This is a genomic window from Fodinicurvata fenggangensis DSM 21160 (genome assembly GCF_000686045.1).
Taxonomy (GTDB): domain Bacteria; phylum Pseudomonadota; class Alphaproteobacteria; order Kiloniellales; family DSM-21159; genus Fodinicurvata; species Fodinicurvata fenggangensis.
In genome coordinates this window covers 1-18,014 of the sequence record NZ_JMLV01000021.1, presented here as the reverse complement: position 1 = coordinate 18,014, position 18,014 = coordinate 1, and the positions used below count along the sequence as shown (strand labels likewise).

20 protein-coding genes are annotated in these 18,014 nt (G+C 56.6%); 12 read left to right on the top strand and 8 right to left on the bottom strand.

Annotated elements, in window-relative coordinates:
• The 9 genes from BP38_RS21470 to BP38_RS0117805 all read left to right on the top strand — a co-directional run.
• The coding region (locus BP38_RS21470; protein ID WP_026988840.1) for a flagellin at positions 1–411 on the top strand (411 nt) is incomplete at its 5' end.
• Positions 412–573: 162 nt separating this feature from the next.
• Entirely contained in the window at positions 574–966 is a 393-nt protein-coding gene (locus tag BP38_RS22430; protein WP_155992505.1) for a flagellar biosynthesis regulator FlaF, read from the top strand.
• Between the two features lie 45 nt (positions 967–1,011).
• Positions 1,012–2,466, top strand: coding sequence for a tetratricopeptide repeat protein (locus tag BP38_RS0117840; protein WP_026988839.1), 1,455 nt, complete (start codon positions 1,012–1,014; stop codon positions 2,464–2,466).
• On the top strand, positions 2,463–5,648 hold the full coding sequence (locus BP38_RS22425) for an O-linked N-acetylglucosamine transferase family protein (RefSeq protein WP_081816779.1): 3,186 nt from the start codon (positions 2,463–2,465) through the stop codon (positions 5,646–5,648). The genes BP38_RS0117840 and BP38_RS22425 overlap by 4 nt, the downstream gene beginning before the upstream one ends.
• 16 nt (positions 5,649–5,664) lie before the next feature.
• The gene (locus tag BP38_RS0117825) at positions 5,665–6,216 is read left to right on the top strand and encodes a hypothetical protein (RefSeq protein ID WP_026988836.1); all 552 of its coding nucleotides are present in this window, start codon (positions 5,665–5,667) and stop codon (positions 6,214–6,216) included.
• 155 nt (positions 6,217–6,371) lie between these two features.
• Complete coding sequence (locus BP38_RS0117820; protein WP_026988835.1) at positions 6,372–6,842, top strand: flagellar biosynthesis repressor FlbT; 471 nt, start codon at positions 6,372–6,374, stop codon at positions 6,840–6,842.
• Positions 6,839–7,198 carry a flagellar biosynthesis regulator FlaF gene (locus BP38_RS21990; protein ID WP_051609531.1) on the top strand — a complete coding sequence of 120 codons (360 nt, stop codon included), beginning with the start codon at positions 6,839–6,841 and terminating at the stop codon, positions 7,196–7,198. Before BP38_RS0117820 ends, BP38_RS21990 begins: the two co-directional genes overlap by 4 nt.
• 4 nt (positions 7,199–7,202) lie before the next feature.
• Complete coding sequence (locus BP38_RS0117810; protein WP_026988834.1) at positions 7,203–8,114, top strand: DUF1217 domain-containing protein; 912 nt, start codon at positions 7,203–7,205, stop codon at positions 8,112–8,114.
• A gap of 104 nt (positions 8,115–8,218) precedes the next feature.
• Positions 8,219–8,722: a GNAT family N-acetyltransferase gene (locus tag BP38_RS0117805; RefSeq protein WP_035725902.1), complete on the top strand. Its 504-nt coding sequence runs from the start codon at positions 8,219–8,221 to the stop codon at positions 8,720–8,722.
• A gap of 239 nt (positions 8,723–8,961) precedes the next feature.
• Here the strand turns inward: BP38_RS0117805 and BP38_RS0117800 are convergent, their stop codons facing one another.
• From BP38_RS0117800 to BP38_RS0117765, 7 genes are all read right to left on the bottom strand, one after another.
• Entirely contained in the window at positions 8,962–9,894 is a 933-nt protein-coding gene (locus BP38_RS0117800) for a flagellin (protein ID WP_026988832.1), read from the bottom strand.
• Positions 9,891–11,204: a flagellar hook-associated protein FlgK gene (gene flgK / locus BP38_RS0117795; protein ID WP_026988831.1), complete on the bottom strand. Its 1,314-nt coding sequence runs from the start codon at positions 11,202–11,204 to the stop codon at positions 9,891–9,893. The genes BP38_RS0117800 and flgK overlap by 4 nt, the downstream gene beginning before the upstream one ends.
• 59 nt (positions 11,205–11,263) lie before the next feature.
• Complete coding sequence (locus BP38_RS22420; RefSeq protein WP_081816778.1) at positions 11,264–12,589, bottom strand: flagellar hook protein FlgE; 1,326 nt, start codon at positions 12,587–12,589, stop codon at positions 11,264–11,266.
• Positions 12,590–12,826: 237 nt separating this feature from the next.
• Positions 12,827–13,348 carry a flagellar assembly protein FliW gene (locus BP38_RS0117780; RefSeq protein WP_026988828.1) on the bottom strand — a complete coding sequence of 174 codons (522 nt, stop codon included), beginning with the start codon at positions 13,346–13,348 and terminating at the stop codon, positions 12,827–12,829.
• A gap of 38 nt (positions 13,349–13,386) precedes the next feature.
• Complete coding sequence (locus tag BP38_RS0117775) at positions 13,387–13,893, bottom strand: flagellar protein FlgN (protein ID WP_026988827.1); 507 nt, start codon at positions 13,891–13,893, stop codon at positions 13,387–13,389.
• A 4-nt stretch (positions 13,894–13,897) separates the two neighbouring features.
• Positions 13,898–14,296 (bottom strand): rod-binding protein, encoded by a 399-nt coding sequence (locus BP38_RS0117770; protein WP_155992504.1) that lies wholly within the window; start codon positions 14,294–14,296, stop codon positions 13,898–13,900.
• A complete protein-coding gene (locus tag BP38_RS0117765; protein ID WP_026988825.1) occupies positions 14,296–15,426 on the bottom strand; it encodes a flagellar basal body P-ring protein FlgI in 1,131 nt (376 codons plus the stop codon). Before BP38_RS0117765 ends, BP38_RS0117770 begins: the two co-directional genes overlap by 1 nt.
• Here BP38_RS0117765 and BP38_RS22775 point away from each other — a divergent pair.
• The 3 genes from BP38_RS22775 (at position 15,425) to dksA (ending at position 16,649) form a co-directional block, all read left to right on the top strand.
• On the top strand, positions 15,425–15,697 hold the full coding sequence (locus BP38_RS22775) for a hypothetical protein (RefSeq protein WP_155992503.1): 273 nt from the start codon (positions 15,425–15,427) through the stop codon (positions 15,695–15,697). The two genes, BP38_RS0117765 and BP38_RS22775, sit on opposite strands and share 2 nt — an antisense overlap.
• A 5-nt stretch (positions 15,698–15,702) precedes the next feature.
• Positions 15,703–16,116 (top strand): flagellar assembly protein FliX, encoded by a 414-nt coding sequence (locus BP38_RS0117760; RefSeq protein ID WP_026988824.1) that lies wholly within the window; start codon positions 15,703–15,705, stop codon positions 16,114–16,116.
• A 116-nt stretch (positions 16,117–16,232) separates the two neighbouring features.
• Positions 16,233–16,649 (top strand): RNA polymerase-binding protein DksA, encoded by a 417-nt coding sequence (gene dksA, locus BP38_RS0117755; RefSeq protein ID WP_026988823.1) that lies wholly within the window; start codon positions 16,233–16,235, stop codon positions 16,647–16,649.
• Positions 16,650–16,898: 249 nt separating this feature from the next.
• Here dksA and BP38_RS0117750 read toward each other — a convergent pair whose 3' ends face one another.
• Entirely contained in the window at positions 16,899–17,828 is a 930-nt protein-coding gene (locus BP38_RS0117750) for an IS110 family RNA-guided transposase (RefSeq protein WP_035723195.1), read from the bottom strand.
• Between the last annotated feature and the right edge of the window lie 186 nt (positions 17,829–18,014).

Below are 18,014 nucleotides of genomic sequence, written 5' to 3'. Positions count from 1 at the left end.
GCCGTTCATGGCAGCGTTTCCGTGATCCGGAATGAGCAAGGTGAAAACTATACAGTGGGCAGCTTTGACGCTGATAACAGTGTTTTTGCACTGATTAGCGGCGGTAATCTTGGAACGGATGCGGCGAGTGCGGCTGCTCTTCTGAATGGTGGCTTTGCTTCGGCTGAGTCGCGTGTGGGATCGGCGCTTAACTCATATGCCAACGACGCAAAGTTCATTGACAACCAGATCAGCTTCAACCGGGATAAGGCCGATGCGATCGAGCGTGGCCTCGGGGCTTTGATCGATGCCGACCTGGCAAAAGAATCGGCCAACCTGCAAGCCCTACAGGTAAAGCAGCAGCTGTCGACGCAGTCGCTCGGCATCGCCAACCAATCATCTCAGGTCCTGCTCAGTCTGTTTGGTGGCTAATGTTTCGCCCCGGTTTGTCTTTTTGGCAACCGGGGCGAATTCATAGTTGAGCAATTATAGTTAATGGAAGCGATATTGTTTTCCGTGTAGTCGTTAACAGTCGCTTAACCATGACCTGTATATCTTTAGTCTGGAAAATTACTGAATGTGGGAGATTTGATCGTGACTGACTCGATCTCACCCTCGATGTCCAAAGCTTACTTGAATGCTTATGCCCAAGCCCAATCCATGCGTTCAGTCCGCAGTCGGGAGGCAGATATCTTCCGACGTGTTATCTGGGGCCTGAAAGAAGCCAGAAAATCAGGTGAGCGCATGCAGACAGTGCGCGCTATCTCGGATGCTCGGCGGCTTTGGGGGGTGGTTCACGATTCTGTCGTACACCCCGAGAATCATTACCCAGATCAATTGAAGGCCTCGCTGGCCTCTATTGCGCTCACGGTATTGCGCGAAGTTCAATCAGAGGAACCGGATCTGGATTTCTTGATTTCTGTGACTGCGAGCGTTGGTGAAGGGCTTGATGATGCACCCTCCTCATCATCCGCAGAGAATTCGTAAATGTGCTAGAGCGGCCGGCTCCTGGTAACTGCATAGAAGGGTCATATGAAGATGCATGCACAGCTTGACAGTAACACCGAAAAACGGGTTCAGGATGCCGAGCGTTTGGCCGGAAAGGGCCAATATGTGGCTGCAGGGCGTATATATGACGCCCTGTTGAAGCAGAATCCGGATAGCAGCGGTTATCGTGCCCGTAGGGGTGAGATGGCTTATGCAGCTGGTGATGCAGCGAGAGCTATTGAGCTGTTGAGTCCGGTGCTGGAAACAGACCCTGAAAATGTGCAGCTACTAAAGGTACGTGGCAGTGCGCGTGCCCGCCACGGTGATATAGAGGGAGCATTGGATGATGCTTCTCTGGCTGTCACGCTTGAACCAAGTGATCCAGAGGCTGCGTATCTGCTTGGTAGTGTGCTTTACGGCTGCAAGCGTTATGAAGAAGCAGTTCTGTGCTTTGGTGACGCTGTACGTCAGGCGCCGACTGCAAAAAGCTATCTACTAGCACTGGCCGATGGTTTCATCGCTTTGCAAAAGTGGCAGGCAGCAGAAGAACTGCTCAATGCAGTGATTGCTGAAGATCCCGCTACAAGCTTCACTCCCTATGGAATGCTGGCTACGGCCTACCTGAAGCAGAGATATCCCAGCAAGGCCGTAAGCTTGCTGGAAGAAGCTGGCCGTCAGGGCTTCAATGACAGTCGATACTACCAGCAGCTGGGCAACGCATACATAACGGCTCAACAGACTGAAAAAGCAGTAACTGCGTTTGAGGCTGTTTTGCGTTTGGAGCCGGGCAATGCCTATGCAAAGCACCTACTTGCTGCTGCTCGTGGCCAGGTGACGGACAAGGCCTCTGGCAGCTATGCAGCCCAACTCTTTGATTCCTACGCGGATAGTTTCGACAAGCACTTGGTTGAATTGCAGTATCGTGTTCCAGGTCTTGTGCGCAGGGCCGTGGAGCGCCTCTATCCAAGTATAGGCCCCGAGCCTGACAGGGAGAAGCTCGGTCGCATCCTGGATCTTGGATGTGGTACCGGCCTGGTTGGGGTTGTGCTCTCCGACATTCTTGGCGGCTTCCTAAAGGGCGTGGATATTTCATCCAAGATGGTTGCCAAGTCACAAGAAAAACAGATTTATAGCGAACTCGTGACTGCAGATATCCAGGAAGTTCTTCAGCAGGATAAAGAAAGCTATGATCTGGTCATTGCAGCTGATGTATTCTGCTATTTTGGTGAACTTGAAAATTTGTTTAAAGATGTCCGCGCTCATCTCTTAACAGATGGGGTTTTTATCTTCTCTGTAGAAACCAATCCGGAAGATGCAGAGCAGTCATACACGCTATCTTCTTCGGCAAGATACCGACACCAGAAGAGCTATGTAGAAGATGCCCTTGTCCAAGCTGGTTTTTCCATAGAGGAAATCATGGAAGAGAACCTGCGCATGGATTTCGGCAGTCCAGTAGAAGGGCTGCTTGTTGTGGCCCATGCGGCGGAGACCTGCGCATGATCGACCAATTAAACACAGCCAAGGATCTTGGTTGTGAGCCATCAGAAGAATTGAGGACCCAAGCACCAGCGGCCGTGAACAAGCCATCGCTGGGAAGTTTAGGTAATGACCCCAAGGAATTAGAGAGGCGTTATCGCTATGCTCTAGGCTTGTTGGCGGAGAATAAACCTTCAGAAGCGATTGCGGACTTACAGGCTATACATGCCATCATTGGCGATGATCCAGCCCTGATGATCAATCTTGGTATTGCTCTGACATCTGCCGCTCGAAGTGAAGAAGCATTAGCTGTCTTACGCCGAGTGATCGAAAAGACACCGGAGGACGCTGAAGCGCATTACAGACTGGCGGAAGCGTTGCGGATGACCAAGGATTATCAGGGAGCCTTAGATGGATATAAGAAATGTCTGCTGATAAAGCCGGATCATATCTCGGCCCTTAGGAATATAGCACTCTGGGCCTTGGAGAACGGTGATATACAAACAGCCCAAGTATATGCAGATCAGGCTTGTGAACTTTATCCTGAAAACTACGAACTCAGGCTCAATCTTGGGGCGGCACGGGAAGCCAATGGTGACGTTCCTAGCGCACAGCAAGCATATCTGGATGTCCTTTCATGCTCTGCTTTGAATCTACAGGCAGCAAGGCGCTTGGTTGGGTTGGAAATCATGAGTCATGGGTTGCAGAAAGCACTTGAAAATTGGCAAATGCGTTCTGACGATGATCCAGAAGATCTTTCAGCTTTGCTAATTGTTAGCCTTATACTTGAAAGAAATAATCGTAGGAGTGAAGCACTTGAGCATCTCTCAGTATTGCGATCATTTATTGAATCTTATGATTGCGACAGTCTTTGTAGCTTAGCATCTGTTTATGAAGAATTTAATGCTTTCAGTGAGGCGGAGAGCGTCTATTATGACGCATATATACTGGATCAAGGTAATATTGAAGTACTTAAGGGTAGGTCGCAAGTTCTATTTAAGATGGCAATGTATAATGCCAGTTTTCATATGTGCCAAGAGGGACTGTCTGTCGATCCAGAGAATGATATTTTAAAGAATGTGGCAGCCTCCTCTCAGCAACATTTAGGCTCCCATGGGAGGGCCTTAGAATATTTTTTAGATGCGATTTTTCGTAAGAAAGATACAGGGATTCTTCGCAGTGCTATGGGGGTTCTTCCTTATGATTACTCGGTATCCCCTGAGGTGTTACTTGATATAGGGCAGAAATTTCAAAGTATTTGTAGAGATTTTACAAATCGTAATTTTGATAATTTAGTGAAATCGGAACGCTCATTGCGTGTGGGTATTTTATCTGGAGGCTTTGGTAGGCATCCTGTGGGGTGGTTGACTGTTGCTCCCTTTGAAGCTCTGCCAAAGGATAAATTCTCCCTGCATGTTTTTTCTACCCGAAGGCGGGATGATCGCTTGAATCGACGCTTCAAGGTAAATGCAGAAACTTGGAATGAATACAGTCCCAACGATACAAGCCGTATTGTTCAGGATATTCTCGCAAATGAGATAGATATTCTAATCGATTTAGGAGGGTACGGTGAGGGTGGCAACCCTGCAATTCTCCTCGGGAAGCCTGCTCCGGTCGTCATTAAATGGGTTGGGAACCAATCCTGTTCTACGGGTCTTGATACAGTTGACTGGATGCTAACGGATTCCATCGAGACGCCTGAAGGTTTTGATGCGTATTACAGTGAAAAATTACTGCGTCTTCCGGACGGATATATCTGCTATACACCACCTATTAATATTCCGGAGCCGCGAGCTCTGCCTGCCTTGGAAAACGGGTATGTGACCTTCGGTTGCTTTAACAACCTTTGTAAAGTGAACGATGAAACACTTGAACTATGGTCCAGGGTGCTAAAGCGAGTCCCCAATTCTCGAATGATTGTAAAGGCAAGAGCTTTTGAGGAAGAGGAGACGCGTCAGATCTTCCTGGAACGCTTTGCCAGGTACGGTATTGAGGCCGATCGGCTGGAACTGCGTGGCGCATCGCCTCATGAAGAAATGATGTGCCAGTATGCAGATATGGATATCGCCCTGGATCCAGTGCCATACAGTGGTGGACTGACAACCTGCGAATCTCTTTATATGGGTGTTCCAGTTGTCACGGTACCATTCCGTACCTTCGCCAGTCGGCACAGTGCATCGCATATGACGAATGTTGGTTTGCCTGACTGGGTTGCAGATGAAGGCGACCTGGATAAGTATATCGAAATCGCTGTTGCGAAGGCCAATGATCTTAAGGCGCTGTCGCGTTTAAGAGAGGGATTGCGTGAGCAGATATTGGCCTCACCACTTTGCGACGCCCCCAGGTTTGGGAAGAATCTAGCGGAAGCTCTACGTCGCGCATGGACGAAATGGTGCGAGGGTCAAGAAAACAATTCATCTGTTGATCTACTTTCAGACGAGCTTGCTTCTGTTGTCGATAATAAGGTGGAGTTGGAGAGCAGTCTGATATCGCCAGCCCATGTAAGGCGTATCAGAGGTAGGTTAGGCGCAGGACATGGTTTGTTTCCCACGACTGGTGCAGGGTCAGAGGAACAGCAAGCTCTTATAGGCGATCCGGTCCTGGAAAGTGAGCCCAACTTTGAGTTCAATACTTTCACAATGGAAAAAGGGCCACTAGCTCTGCTCAAAGCATTATTTAAACGGGTCAAGCCAAAAACTGTTTTGGAGTTTGGCTCAGGAATAAGCACGGCTATATTGGCTCGCCACCTGATTGAACTTCACGGGAGCGCTGAAGGTCTTTCCTATATAACAATCGACCAATCGGAAGATTACTTGGATGAGGCCGTGAACAGGGCAGAGAAATATGCACCCGGCATCATCAAGAGGAAGTTTGCACCGGTGGGTGATACCGATTTAGGGGGACAACTTACCCATTGCTATCAGATTGATGCTCAGGAGTGGCAGGAACTCCTCGGAGACCGGACTGTGGACATTGTCATTATCGATGGCCCGGTTGGTGGCGGTCCGAATGGGGTGCGCGGAGCCCGTTATGCCACGGCTCCAATGGTTATACCTTATGCAGCCCACGGAGCTTTGTTCACACTTGATGATGCGTTCCGCGATACGGAAATTGAAATTGCGGATCGGTGGGCGGCTTTACCGGGCGTTAACATCCTAGGATACTATCCGGTGGGAAAAGGCGTGCTATTGGGTGAGTATAGCTAGATACTGGAATTATTTGATGAATGTATTTGTTCTTTGTACTGGTAGATGTGGCTCCACTACTTTTATCAAGGCATGCCAGTACATCACAAATTATACAGCAAGCCATGAGAAAAATAGTCAGTTCATTGGGAAGGAAAGGCTATCTTACCCTTCCTGGCATATCGAAGCAGACAACCGGCTTTCCTGGTTTCTGGGCAGTCTAGACCGTCGATTTGGTGATGATGCGTTCTACGTTCATTTGTTTCGAGACCGAGAAGCTGTGGCAGAGAGCTTCTTTCGTCGCTGGGGCGGAGGGATAATTCAAGCGTATCAGGTCGGTATTTTAATGCAGCGACCGATCAAAAAAATGGATTGGAATAATAAAAATTACATAATGGATATTTGTCGCGATTATTACGACACTGTAAATGATAATATAAATGCGTTTCTTAGCAACAAAACTGGTAAAATGAAATTCGAATTGGAGAATTGGGAGGAATGCTTTCCTTATTTCTGGGAGAAAATTTCAGCAGAAGGTGATTTTGATTCTTCGCTAGGCGAATGGTACAAGAAATACAATGCGAGTTGATTGGTTTCTTTTATAACGCTGATTTTCAAAACTTATTAAGCGTTTTTATCAAATCGATTTAGAAAGGTTTGTTTAACCTTTTCTTGGTAGGCTAAATCTCATCATCCATCGGAATTCCCCAGAAGGGGGAAGGACTCACAGAACTGGAGGTTTTGATGGGACTTATCCTGAAGCTCAAGAAGGGCGAGCACCTGGTTGTCAACGGAGCTCTGCTGCGGTTCGAGCGCGCGTCCAAGATTGTCCTGAAGACCAAGTCTGCCGTCATGCATGACCGGCAGATCATGCGTCCCGACGAGGTCACGACCCCGGCGGCCCATATCTATTTCGCCATACAGAACGCCTATATGGCTGATGAGGATGAGCGCCCGGCCTATGTGGACCAGGCGGAAGCGCGCATTGCCGAGTTTCGAGAGGCGTCCTCCCTGTCGACCGTTCATGAAGTGCTGGATGCCATACAGGTATTGGTCCGGCAGGCCGACTTTTTCCAGGGGCTTCAGATGACGCGGCAACTTCTGGAGTATGAATCCGCCCTACTTGGCATGGCAGATGCAAGGGTCTCTACGGAACTCGATGTCTGTGAAGAGGTCGAGACAGACAGATACGATGAAGTGGAGATGACACCATGATGCAGAACACTCAGACCCTGGCCGTGGAGCAGGCTGACATGACAGACGGTACGGAAATGCGCGCGCGTGAATTCGAGGCGCTGGGGCGCGTCACGGCCACCCTGCGCCAGGCGCGCGATACGGGTGAGGCCGCCGAGGCTGAACGCGGCCTGGCCCTGCAGCAGCAGCTGTGGACGGCCTTTCTCGAGGACCTGTCCGCCCCGGGCAATGCCTTGCCGGCAGAACTGCGCCAGCAGTTGACGAACATCGGAACGGTTGTGCTTCAGAACACGAACGTGGCCAATGACGAAGCCGTAGACTTCGATTTTCACATCAACGTGAACGAAGCCATTATGGAAGGCCTGCAAGGAGGCTGAAGTCATGAACAACTGGCAAGCGGTGGGTGCGCTGTTTGGCGTGCAGACCGGCGGGTTTTCCGGTGTCGGCGGCAACATGGCGCTGGGGGGAGGCGATCCCATCACCCAGTACCGGACGGCCCAGAGCATGAAGGACCGCCAGATGGAGATGGTCCGTCAGGATCCCATGGTGAAGCGCGATATTGCCGAGTTCGACAAGGCCCTGGAGAATGCGGAAACGCCAGAGGACCTGCTGAAGAACAGGCGGTCCATGGAATTCTTGCTGCGCGGCCTGGGCATGGCGGATCAGATCGGCAACGATGCCCTGATCCGCAAATCCCTGTTGGAAGATCCCACCAAGCAGGATGCGCTGGTCAACCGTCTGCAGGACAAGCGGTACAAGGAAGGTGCCGAGATGTTCCGCTTTGCGGAGCTGGGCCTGGAGGCCGTCCGCAACGAGGAATTCAAGACCAAGTTCACGGAGTCCTATGTTCAGCAGCGCTACGAGGAAAAACTTGCCGAGACCAATCCGGCAATTCCTGATGCCATGGCCTTCGAGCGGATCGTGAAGGACAGCAAGAAAGACCTCACCAACCCCTATAACGTTCTGGGGGATCCCTTGTTGCGCCGTGTCGTGACCACGGCCCTCGATCTTCCCAAGCAGATCGCCGTTCAGTCGGTGGAAGCCCAGGCGCGTGCCGTGACGACACGTATGGATCTGAATGACCTGAAGGATCCAGATTACGTGGACAAGTTCGTACAGCGCTTCCTGATGAATGATACCCGTGGCGGCCAGCAGGGCGGCATGGGAGGCCTGGGCGGCGGTGGTGGTAACGGCGCCTGGCAAACCAACCTTCTCAGCGGCCTTTCCGGAGGGGGAGGCGGCGGCTTTGGCGGAGGAGGCTTCGGCGGTGGCGGGTCAGGGATCCTGGTTTAAGCGCTGCTATGCCGTACCTGCGCCAGACTGGCTATGCGCCTTGTTTGCAAGGGCGAACGAGCTAGACTTGACCAGCAAGACGATGATCCTTCCCTGGAAAGCGTATGGATCCCCTCTTTCAGGCGCCCTTGATCGATATTGAGCTAACGCCATTCCGTCAGGGCGATGGCCAGGGTTTGACTGCGCTTTATCAGTCATCGGTTCTGGAATTGGGCCCACGACACTATAGCAGGGACCAGGTCCAGGCCTGGGCCAGCTTGACTCCCACCCCGGATGTTTTTGAGCTCCAGGCAGCCGACGGCCGTTGGCGCAGGTTGGCATGGAACGCAACCGGAGAATGCCTTGCCTTCGCCGACCTGGAGGCAGATGGACGTATCGATTTCTTCTACTGCGCCCCGAAAGCCGCGGGGCAGGGCGTTTCCGCGCAGCTCTATACGGCGCTTGAGGGCCAGGCGCTGGACATGGGTCTGGGTCGCCTTTACATGGAAGCCAGCGAAGGCGCGCGGGGGTTCTTCCTGCGCCGTGGATTTCGCCTGCTGTGCCGGCGGGACTTCCAGGTGGCGGGTGTGTGGATCCACAATTATGCGATGGAGAAGGCGGTGCGGTAGGTTGGCCGGCGCCGGCGCGCTGGCCTGTGGCGAGATGGTTCGAGGCCCGACCCTATCGGGTCGAGCACCTCTCCACGAGGGTATAGGGGGAAGGCGTTGCCGATTGTTCAGTCGCTTTTCCAAAGACTCGGTTCTTGCTACCAAAGGCCTTTTCCTGAGGGTCGCCAAAGGCGGTGTCGCGAAGGATAGGCGGCTGGCTTTGACGGCCCCGTTTTCGTTTACGCTGGACCAGCCCAAACTCAGCGCAGGAAGCTGGCGAGCGAGGTCTGGAGCAGGCGGGCGGTGCTTTGGTAGCTGGCTTGCAGGACCGTCTGGGTCATGGACAGCTTGGTCGAGACCTCTGCCAGGTCGACGTCCTCGATCTTGCCGGCGGTCTTTTCCAGGAAGTCCAGGGTGCCGTTGTGGTGTTCCCTCTTTGCCGCAGCGCGGGCCTGGTTGAAGCCATTCTGTGCTTCAAGTTCGCCCAGGCCAGTGGCAGCGCGTTCCAGTCTATCTCGTGCCTGCTGGAGGTTATCCTTGGGGTTATCTTTGGCATACAGTAGGGAGTTGATGAAGTCCTGGATGCCCGGTTCTGCAGCGCTTACGCCATAGTCCATTCGTTCATCGTCATCAATGTGGATGCCATCACGTGTCCATATTTCCAAGCCACTAATATCAGTGTTGATATAGTCGGGTCTATCATTGGGTGTATCCTGCCCAGGCAATGCGTTGAGGGTGGCAAGTTTATCCAGATCTTTTACTGGAGGCTCATCCGTTGCCGATCCCGAAAAGAGATAGCGGTCGCCATCCTTGACGGAGAGGGCGGCTTTGATGTCTTGTAGCCAGCCATTCAGTTCGCCTTCCAGCATCTCTTGGGTCACCTTGTCCTGACCCTCGAGCCGGATCAGGGTTTCACGCGCATCGGCAGCGGTTTTGGACAGGGAATTCAGGGAGTTGGCGTAGAGTTCAGTGCGCCGATCCACGGCGTTGAGGCTGCGCATGTAGGACTCGGCGCGCTGGGTCACCTCCTTGCCTTTCAACAGTTGCCCGGCGTCGCGCGAGACGCCAGCCAGGCCGCCGGGCTTCTTGCCGGTCGCAAGCTGTTCCTGAAGGCTGTTGAGCTGTGTGTTCAGGGATTGGGTCTGGCGCGTTACATCAAGATAACGGCCGTATGTGCTGTTGATGGAAGTCATCGTGCCACCGCATTCATAAGGGTATCCATCATGTCACTGGCGGTCTGCATCACCCGCGCATTGGCGGCATAGGCGTTCTGCAGCGCGATCAGGTCCGCCATTTCCTGGTCCACGTCCACACCAACCTTGCCGCGAAACTTGGCCTCCATGGCATCGCGCGAGGCCGTGGCGTTCTCCAGGTTGTGCTTGGCTTCCGCCTTGAAGCTGGCGGTGTTCTCGAGGATGCCGTTGAGTTGGCCGCCGATGTTGTCGTCGATCAGGGCCTGGGAGATGTTACCGCCGGCAGCCGGGTCAAGCGAGGACGGATCACCTGTCAAGGTGCCGTTCACTTGCAGTGTTGCGGCTGGTGATGGCCCTGGTGGTGTCTGAAAGAATGGTGGCGGAGCGTAGACGCCATTCACCGTGCCATGAAGGCTGACGGTGAAGCTCGTCAACTGATCTTTAAGCTTTTGGATTGTACCGGCACCCGGATCACTACTACCGGTCAGGCTGTCGTCCAGCATCCGCAGGCGCGCGCCGATGTCGCCGTCCTTGAAGGCCGAGGTGACGACGCTGTCGTCGCTGTCCTTGGTCAAACTGGTGCCATCCCAGGAGAACTGCTGCGCTGAGATCCCGACCAGCTGTGTGCCGCTGGAGGTATAGACCTGGGCGCGGCCCTGATCGTCCATCAGGACGCGGGTGTCCACCAGTTCGGACACCTCCTTGATTGCGGAATCACGGCGGTCCTCAAGGTTGCCGACTGTCTCGCCCGAGGCCTTGTTGCTGGCGACCTCCTTGTTCAGTTTCTCGATCTCCAGCAGCTTGTCGTTCAGCTGCTCGACCGACTTGCCGACCTGGTCACGCATTTCCTGTTCCAGGCTTTCGGTTTGGGCGTAGAGATGATTGACCTCCTTGGCCAGGGCGTCAGCGGTGCTGATCACGCGGTTGGCCATGGTGGCGTTCTCGGGCGTGGCCTCGAAATCGCGCAGTGCCGTTTCGAAGTCGCTGAAAAGCTGTTGCAGGCGGGGCGTGTCGGCGTCGATGTTCAGCAGTTCGCCGAGGCGTTCGGCCGTTTCGGCGCGGGTCTCGTTCCCCGATGCCTGTGACGTCAGACCGCGTACATCCTGGGCAATGCGGTCGGCCACGCGGCGTTCCACGCCCTCGAGGTAGGGCCCCGACAGGCCGACGCCGGCGTGACTGGAATGCTGCAGGACCTTGCGCGAGTAGTTGGGGTCCTGGGCATTGGCGATGTTCGAACTGGCGACCTCTGTGCCGGCCTGGGACAGGCGGAGGCCGGCAAAGGCGTTGTTCAGTGCCACGTTCAACGACATATCCGACCTCCTTTCCTGTTCAGGTTACGGCCAAAGGGTTAAGAAATAACTGTCAAGGGTTAGCGTTTGATGTTGATGACCTCGGCCAGCATCTCGTCGGCCGTGGTGATGACCTTGGAGTTCGCGGAATAAGTCCGCTGGGCCGTGATCATCTTGGTGAACTCGTCACTGATATCCACGTTGGATGCCTCGAGCGTCTGCGACGAGATCGTACCGTTGCTGCCCAGTCCTGGCGGATTGAGGCGCGGCACACCCGAGTTTGGAGACTGCTGGAAGGCGTTGCCGTCCAGGCGGGTCAGGCCGTTCGGGTTGTTGAACTGGGTCAGCGGTACCTGGAAGTAGGTCTTGGTCTGACCATTGTCGTAGTTCAGGTTCACATAACCGGCGTCATCGACGATGAGATCCTTGAAGGCGCCCGGTGGTACACCGTTCTGATCCAGGGAGTTCAGCTGAAGTTCTGTACCGGTAAACTGGGTGGTGCCATTGGCTTCCCCATAAGTTCCCATATTTAGTACAACATCTTGGTCGCCAACACCTCCGCCAAAGTCCAAGCTAAACGCGAGCTCAGCTGGTTCCCCATTTCCAGAAGGGGGAACGAGGCCTACTTGACCATTGTTCGGACCTGATCCATCAGCTCCTGATGCGTTAATTGAATCTATCCGGCCCTTATCAAAATTAAAGACAATCGGGCCAAACTGATCATGGCTAACATCCCCTGCAGGGGCGATGTTCAGAGTCCACTGGTCATTAGCAGTCTTTTCCCAGTTTAAGTCCAGGTTTCGTTCGTTTCCTACTGAATCGTATATTTGGATAGAGTTAGCTGGTAGCTCAGTGTTTATATCAACCTGAGAGGGCAAATTTGCTGCATACTGGATATTAGTTGTTGCCACAGGTGAGTCTTGAAGCTGCGATACTCTAATTGGCTTAACAGCTGCTGTATCAGCAACTCCATTCTCAGGATTCACATCCCAACCATTCAGATAATAGCCAGAAGAATTCACGAGATAGCCGTTTTGATCCATCTCGAAGTCTCCAGCGCGTGTATAGAAACTGCTGGGCTTGAAGTTCACAGCGCCGCTATCTGGGTCCAGACTTTCCGGCTGGCTGACGGAGAAGTATCCCTTGCCGGTCACGCCAAGATGCGTGTTGACCTGGCTCTGTTCCATATTGCCCTGCACGTCATTCCGGAACGAGGGGCGGGCGCGGACACCGCCGGCCTGGTGCTGGTTCTGGTCGGATGATGTGACCAGGGTGGAGAAGGCGGTGTCGACGCGCTTGTAGCCCGTGGTCCGCGAGTTGGCGATGTTGTCCGAGATGTTGGCCAGGGCGGAGGACTGGGCCCCCAGTCCGCTGACCGCCGTGTTCATTGCTCCGTAGACGCTCATGTCTTTAATCCCTCAAGGCGTGGATGGGACCTGTCTGGTCCGACACAGAAGTGGTTCGAACCAGACAAGCAATTATCGTGCCAGATACCTGGCGTGTGAAGTTAACTTTGCCCTGTGGACTTCTATCCTTTGTCCGGCCGGCGTCTGCGCCAGGTTTGCGGCGCCGTGCCGTCCGGACAGGGGCGGGCAGTTCTTGCCGCCCGTATGAAAAGCTTGCCGCCTGCATGGGCTGTGCCCTCAGCTTGCCTGTTGCAGGGAGGACTGGCGCACCGGCAGGACCTCGTCCATCAGGATGCGCTGCCAGCCGCAGCGGCGCCCCCAGTCCAGCAGCAGCGGCGCTCGCCGGTTGGCGAAAAAGCGCGTGCCCTTGTCCGAGCGGGCCGGCGTGACGATCAGCAGGGCGCGAAGGTCACCGCGGGCAATGCCCAGGCGCCGTTCGGCCCAGTCCACCTCGTCCGCCGGCAGCTCACCGCCGACGGAGGAGGGCGGGACGACCAGGAAGCGCGGTCCCTGACTGGCCTGACTGCGCAGCAGGAAGGCACCGGGTAGTTGGCTTTCCGCCATGGGGGTGAGCCAGAAGTCGTGATCTTCCGGATAGCCCAGGAGGCCGCGCGGGAAAGACAGGGCGATTCGCTGGCCTGCCTCCTTGCGGGGGGGCAGGGTGATGTCCCGCTGGGTGCCCTCTGGCTGTATGGGGAAGGACAGGCCGCCTGGCGGCAATTGATCGGAGGACAGTGGGCTGCTGAACTGGACGGTCATGGCTGGATTCCTTGCGTTGAGTTGTCCCGTGAAAGTGTTCACAGGTTTTCGTTGATACGCAGCGAGACAGGGGTGCCGCCGGACGTGCCGCCGCTGTGGGCGCCGGTGGCGGCATAGCCGCTGGCCTCGCGCTGCTGGGCCTCGACGGCGCTGGCGATGGCACGGAAGACGCGGTCATGGGCCTCCATGGCGGCCTTCAGTGCGGTTTCGTTGGCCTGGGCCGTTTCGTTCAGACGCTCGATCACATCCGCCAGCTCGTCGCGCAGGCGGGGTTCCAGGGTTTCGGAGAACCCGGGGTTCTCGCGCAGGGCGCGGACATGTCCACGGTATTCCTCGGTCAACTGCGCCTTCTGCTCAGAGAGTTCCTTGATGCTGTTAACCTCAAGCTTGCGCAGCAGGTGGATTTCCCGGTCCAGGACCGAGGTCAGGTCACGCGCCAGTTCGATCAGGCGCAGCAGGGTCGTGGACTCCGAGGCGGTCTCGGTATCTGGTTGAGCTGGGCTGTGGTGGTCCGGAGGCGAGGCAAGGGCCGTGTTGGCAAGCATGGGTCTAGTCCTCCTGCATCTTCATCATTTCGCGGGCAACGCTGTCGGCGATGCCGATGCCGCCGCGGCGGGCCACGGACTTGCCGATCTCGTCGATCATCAGCGAGCGGTACATGCCCTCGGCCTGTCCGCCGCCGAAGTAACCGTCGGTCTCCAGCCCCTCGAACATCGGGGCCATCATCTGGGAGATAAAGACGGCTTCGAAGTCCTGGGCCGTTTCCCTGACCTGCTCTGGGATTGCGACCTGCTCCGGGATTGCTTCGTCTTTTGATGCACCGGAAACATTGGTCTGGGCCGTTGAGCGCGCCTGACTGGCTGCCTGGCGGGTCGTTTCCGCCGCCATGCGGTCCTGGGCCAGGCCCTGGAGGGACTGCAGCGCGGCGGTGTCGCTCAAGGGGCTCATCACATCACCTCCAGGTCGGCCTGCAGGGCGCCCGAGGCCTTGATGGCTTCCAGGATCTGGATCATGTCGCGCGGCCCCACGCCCAGGGCGTTCAGGCCGTTGACCAGGTCGCGGAGGGTTACGCCCTCGGACATGACGGACAGCTTGCGCTCCTCGTCCTCGTCCACTTCGATCTGGGTGCGCGGAACCACCACGGTCTCGCCCTCGCCAAAGGGGTTGGGCTGGCTGACCTGCGGTGTTTCGGTGACGCGGATGGTCAGGTTGCCCTGGGCAATGGCAACTTCGGAGATGCGGACGTTCTCGCCCATGACGATGACGCCGGAGTGCTCGTCGATAACGACGCGGGCGGGCTGGTCCACACGGACAGGAAGCTGCTCGATATCGGTCAGCAGGTCCACGGTGGAGCCGGGATAATCCGCCGGCACACGGACATTGATCGTGGCATTGTCGATGGCTTCTGCGGTGGGGTTGTTCAGCAGGGCGTTGATCGACTGGGCGGCGCGCCGGGCCGTGGTGAAATCGGGGTTGTGGAGCGACAGCTTCACTTCACGCATGGAATTCAGCTCGAAGCCGATTTCCTTTTCGATGGTAGCACCGTTGGAAATGCGCGCTCCGGTGGGTGTGCCGCGCGTCACGCTGGCTGCCGCACCCTCGGCCTCGAAACCACCCACAGCCAGTGGGCCCTGGGCCACGGCATAGACTTCGCCATCGGCGCCCAGCAGGGGGGTGACCAGCAGGGTGCCGCCGCGAAGGCTGTCGGCGTCGCCCATGGCCGAGACACGAATGTCGATGTTCGTGCCCTGACGGGCGAAAGCGGGCAGTTCCGCCGTGACCATTACGGCGGCCACATTGTCGGTTTCCAGGTTTGGGTCGCGGGCGTTGACCCCCATGCGCTGCAGCATGCCGATCAGGCTTTCGCGGGTGAAGACCGAACTGGAAAGGTCGTCGCCCGTGCCGTTCAGCCCGACCACCAGGCCATAGCCGATCAGCTTGTTGCTGCGCACCCCCTCGAAGGAGGCGATGTCCTTGATCCGGTTTTGTGCATGAGCGGGCCCACTGATGGCGATCGCCGTGACGGCCAGCAGCAGCGTCAGGGAGATCAGGGTGCTCAGATGGCGCAGGTAACGCATGGCAGTCTTTCTGTCCCGTTTCAATCTCGCCGGCCATTTTCGGCCTGGTTGCAGTTTTATCTATGCGAGGATCGTGCCAACTGCGGAAATTCATTATTTCTATTGGAAAAACAATCTACTAGGCAGAGGTAAATTTTTCTCTAATGATGAACTGGCGGGAATGTTCCCGGGGGAAGCGGCAAAAATTTCCCCAAAGCGGGACGCTCTTCACGGCTCATTAACCATTCTCCTGCACTCTTTGAAGCCAAGGCCAACAGCTTGCGAACCGTGAGTTCCATGAAGATCGATTCCCTTTCCTCCACCCAGTCGAGCAGCGCGAAACGCCGCACCGCCAAGGCGCGCGGCGCCGATGGTGCATTTTCCAGCCTGCTGGACGAAAGCGGCAAGACCCGATCGGTCTCTGCCGGCGGTCCGGCCGGGGCCGTGGATGCACTGCTGAGTCTGCAGGAAGTGGAAGGCGAGGTCCCCGACCAGAGGCAACGCTCCTGCGAGCATGCCGAGGATATCCTGGACCGCCTCGAGGAACTGCGCCTGGGCCTGCTGACCGGACGCCTGTCGCAGCCACTGTTGGAGCGCATCGGGCAGTTGCTCTCCGCGCGTCCCGCCGAGAGCGGCGATCCGGAATTGGAAGCCATACTTCAGGACATCGAGTTGCGCGCCGCCGTGGAACTGGCAAAGCTGCAGCGCTGAGCCCGCAACACAAACCAGCCACAAGGGGCGGTTTTCCAACCCTTCCAGGGGGCTTGTTCCGGGCGGCAAAAATCATATACTCCGCGCGCATTTTGCATTTGCCGTGAGAGTTCCGCATGACGGTTACCTTGCCTCCCGACTACCGGCCTTCCGAGGACGAGAGTTTCATGAACCCGCAGATGCGGGAGTATTTCCGTCAGAAGCTTCTGCAGTGGAAGACCGAACTGCTGAAGGAATCCGGCGAGACCATCAATCATATGCAGAGCGAAAGCCTGGCCGAGCCCGATGTCGCCGACCGCGCCTCGCTGGAATCCGATCGTTCGCTGGAGCTGCGGACCCGTGATCGGGAACGCAAGCTGATCACGAAGATCGACGCCGCCCTGCAGCGTATCGAGGATGGAAGCTACGGCTATTGCGAAGATACCGGCGAGCCCATCGCGATCCGCCGGCTGGAAGCACGTCCCATAGCCACCCTGTCGCTGGAGGCGCAGGAGCGCCACGAACGCCTGGAACGCACCCAGCGCGACGACTGAGAGGCGGTGGCGCCCTCCCATAATTGGCGTCATGGTAAGGACGGCTTCTTCAGGCAATCGTCCCAAACATTCAGGTTGGCCACCCCCACGGCTTCATGGTGAGGTGCGCGACCCGCAAGGGTCGAGCCTCGAACCACCTCGCCACAGGCGGATTGGCCTGGGCAAATTGCTAACGGTAATGCTTGGCCTAATGGCAGGCCCTTCGAGGCTCCGCGCTATCGCGCTCCGCACCTCAGCAACCGTGTTTTATCACACTGGCTGATAGTTGGTTCCATCCCGGAGCATGGCGTTTGCGACGATCACCATATGGCGCATGACGGCGACCAGGGCGGCCTTGCCGGACTTTCCGTTCTCCTTGAGCCTGAGGTAGCGCCGCCGCATGGCGTTGTCGCCTCGAACGGCGGCCACAGCCCCCATGTAGAGCGCGTTGCGCACAATCTGCCGCCCGCCCCAGATGCGGCGCTGGCCGCGCAGGGTGCCGGTGTCCCAGGCATGGGGAGCCAAACCAGCCAGGGTGGCGACCTGGCGGCGCGAGGCCTGGCCCAACTCGGGCATGCCGGCCAGCAGCGTGGCCGTCAGCACCGGGCCGATCCCGGGAATACTGCTGAGGCGTTGAGCGTCGGCAGCAAGCTCAGGGCTCTGCCGGATATGCCGGGTGATGTGGGCCTCAAGCGTGCGGACCCGGGCGGTCAGCTGGGCAATGGTCTGCTCCAGCTCCTCCTTCAGGTCGGCCTCACGCTCCTGGTGCCAGCGCTGCTGTTCGGCCGTCCGCATGGCCGTCAGCTGGCGCCGCCGGCGCAGCAGGGCGACCAGGCGCCGCCGGTCAGCCGACAGTGGCGCTGTTGGCTGCGGCTGCACGCGCTCGCCATAGAGCGCGAGCACCCGTGCATCCAGGCGGTCGGTTTTGGCCAACAGGCCCATGCCGCGGGCAAAATGGCGGATATGGCGAGGATTGGCCACGGCCAGCGCCAGGCCGGCATCCTGGCAGGCCTCGATCAACTCAACCTCGAAACCGCCCGTAGCCTCGGCCACGGCCAGCTCCACCGCGCACTGCTGCAGCCAGGCCACCAACTGGGGCAGCTTGTTCGCAGGAAAGCGCCGCCGCTTGCCGCTCGGCAGGAGATGGACATCCAGGTGATGCTTGGCGATATCGATTCCGGCGATGGATGTTGCTATCATGATCACGGACCCTTCCTTGTCGATGGGAGCTCCGGTGCAAGGCCGGGCTCTGGCAACCGTTCGGGTTCACTTTTGATCAGGCGGGTCGGGATCCTTGCTGAGGTACGAACTTCAGGTTCGAGGACGAGAGCGATCTCCGACCCGCCCCCTATCCTGATAACAAATCGCCGACAGACAAGGACGAGG

Coding starts and splice junctions, on each gene's coding strand:
- BP38_RS0117840 (WP_026988839.1), top strand. CDS start 1,012: ATGAAGATGCATGCACAGCTTGACAGTAACACCGAAAAACGGGTTCAG.
- BP38_RS22425 (WP_081816779.1), top strand. CDS start 2,463: ATGATCGACCAATTAAACACAGCCAAGGATCTTGGTTGTGAGCCATCA.
- BP38_RS0117825 (WP_026988836.1), top strand. CDS start 5,665: ATGAATGTATTTGTTCTTTGTACTGGTAGATGTGGCTCCACTACTTTT.
- BP38_RS0117820 (WP_026988835.1), top strand. CDS start 6,372: ATGGGACTTATCCTGAAGCTCAAGAAGGGCGAGCACCTGGTTGTCAAC.
- BP38_RS21990 (WP_051609531.1), top strand. CDS start 6,839: ATGATGCAGAACACTCAGACCCTGGCCGTGGAGCAGGCTGACATGACA.
- BP38_RS0117810 (WP_026988834.1), top strand. CDS start 7,203: ATGAACAACTGGCAAGCGGTGGGTGCGCTGTTTGGCGTGCAGACCGGC.
- BP38_RS0117805 (WP_035725902.1), top strand. CDS start 8,219: ATGGATCCCCTCTTTCAGGCGCCCTTGATCGATATTGAGCTAACGCCA.
- BP38_RS0117800 (WP_026988832.1), bottom strand. CDS start 9,894: ATGACTTCCATCAACAGCACATACGGCCGTTATCTTGATGTAACGCGC.
- flgK (WP_026988831.1), bottom strand. CDS start 11,204: ATGTCGTTGAACGTGGCACTGAACAACGCCTTTGCCGGCCTCCGCCTG.
- BP38_RS22420 (WP_081816778.1), bottom strand. CDS start 12,589: ATGAGCGTCTACGGAGCAATGAACACGGCGGTCAGCGGACTGGGGGCC.
- BP38_RS0117780 (WP_026988828.1), bottom strand. CDS start 13,348: ATGACCGTCCAGTTCAGCAGCCCACTGTCCTCCGATCAATTGCCGCCA.
- BP38_RS0117775 (WP_026988827.1), bottom strand. CDS start 13,893: ATGCTTGCCAACACGGCCCTTGCCTCGCCTCCGGACCACCACAGCCCA.
- BP38_RS0117770 (WP_155992504.1), bottom strand. CDS start 14,296: ATGAGCCCCTTGAGCGACACCGCCGCGCTGCAGTCCCTCCAGGGCCTG.
- BP38_RS22775 (WP_155992503.1), top strand. CDS start 15,425: ATGGCAGTCTTTCTGTCCCGTTTCAATCTCGCCGGCCATTTTCGGCCT.
- BP38_RS0117765 (WP_026988825.1), bottom strand. CDS start 15,426: ATGCGTTACCTGCGCCATCTGAGCACCCTGATCTCCCTGACGCTGCTG.
- BP38_RS0117760 (WP_026988824.1), top strand. CDS start 15,703: ATGAAGATCGATTCCCTTTCCTCCACCCAGTCGAGCAGCGCGAAACGC.
- dksA (WP_026988823.1), top strand. CDS start 16,233: ATGACGGTTACCTTGCCTCCCGACTACCGGCCTTCCGAGGACGAGAGT.
- BP38_RS0117750 (WP_035723195.1), bottom strand. CDS start 17,828: ATGATAGCAACATCCATCGCCGGAATCGATATCGCCAAGCATCACCTG.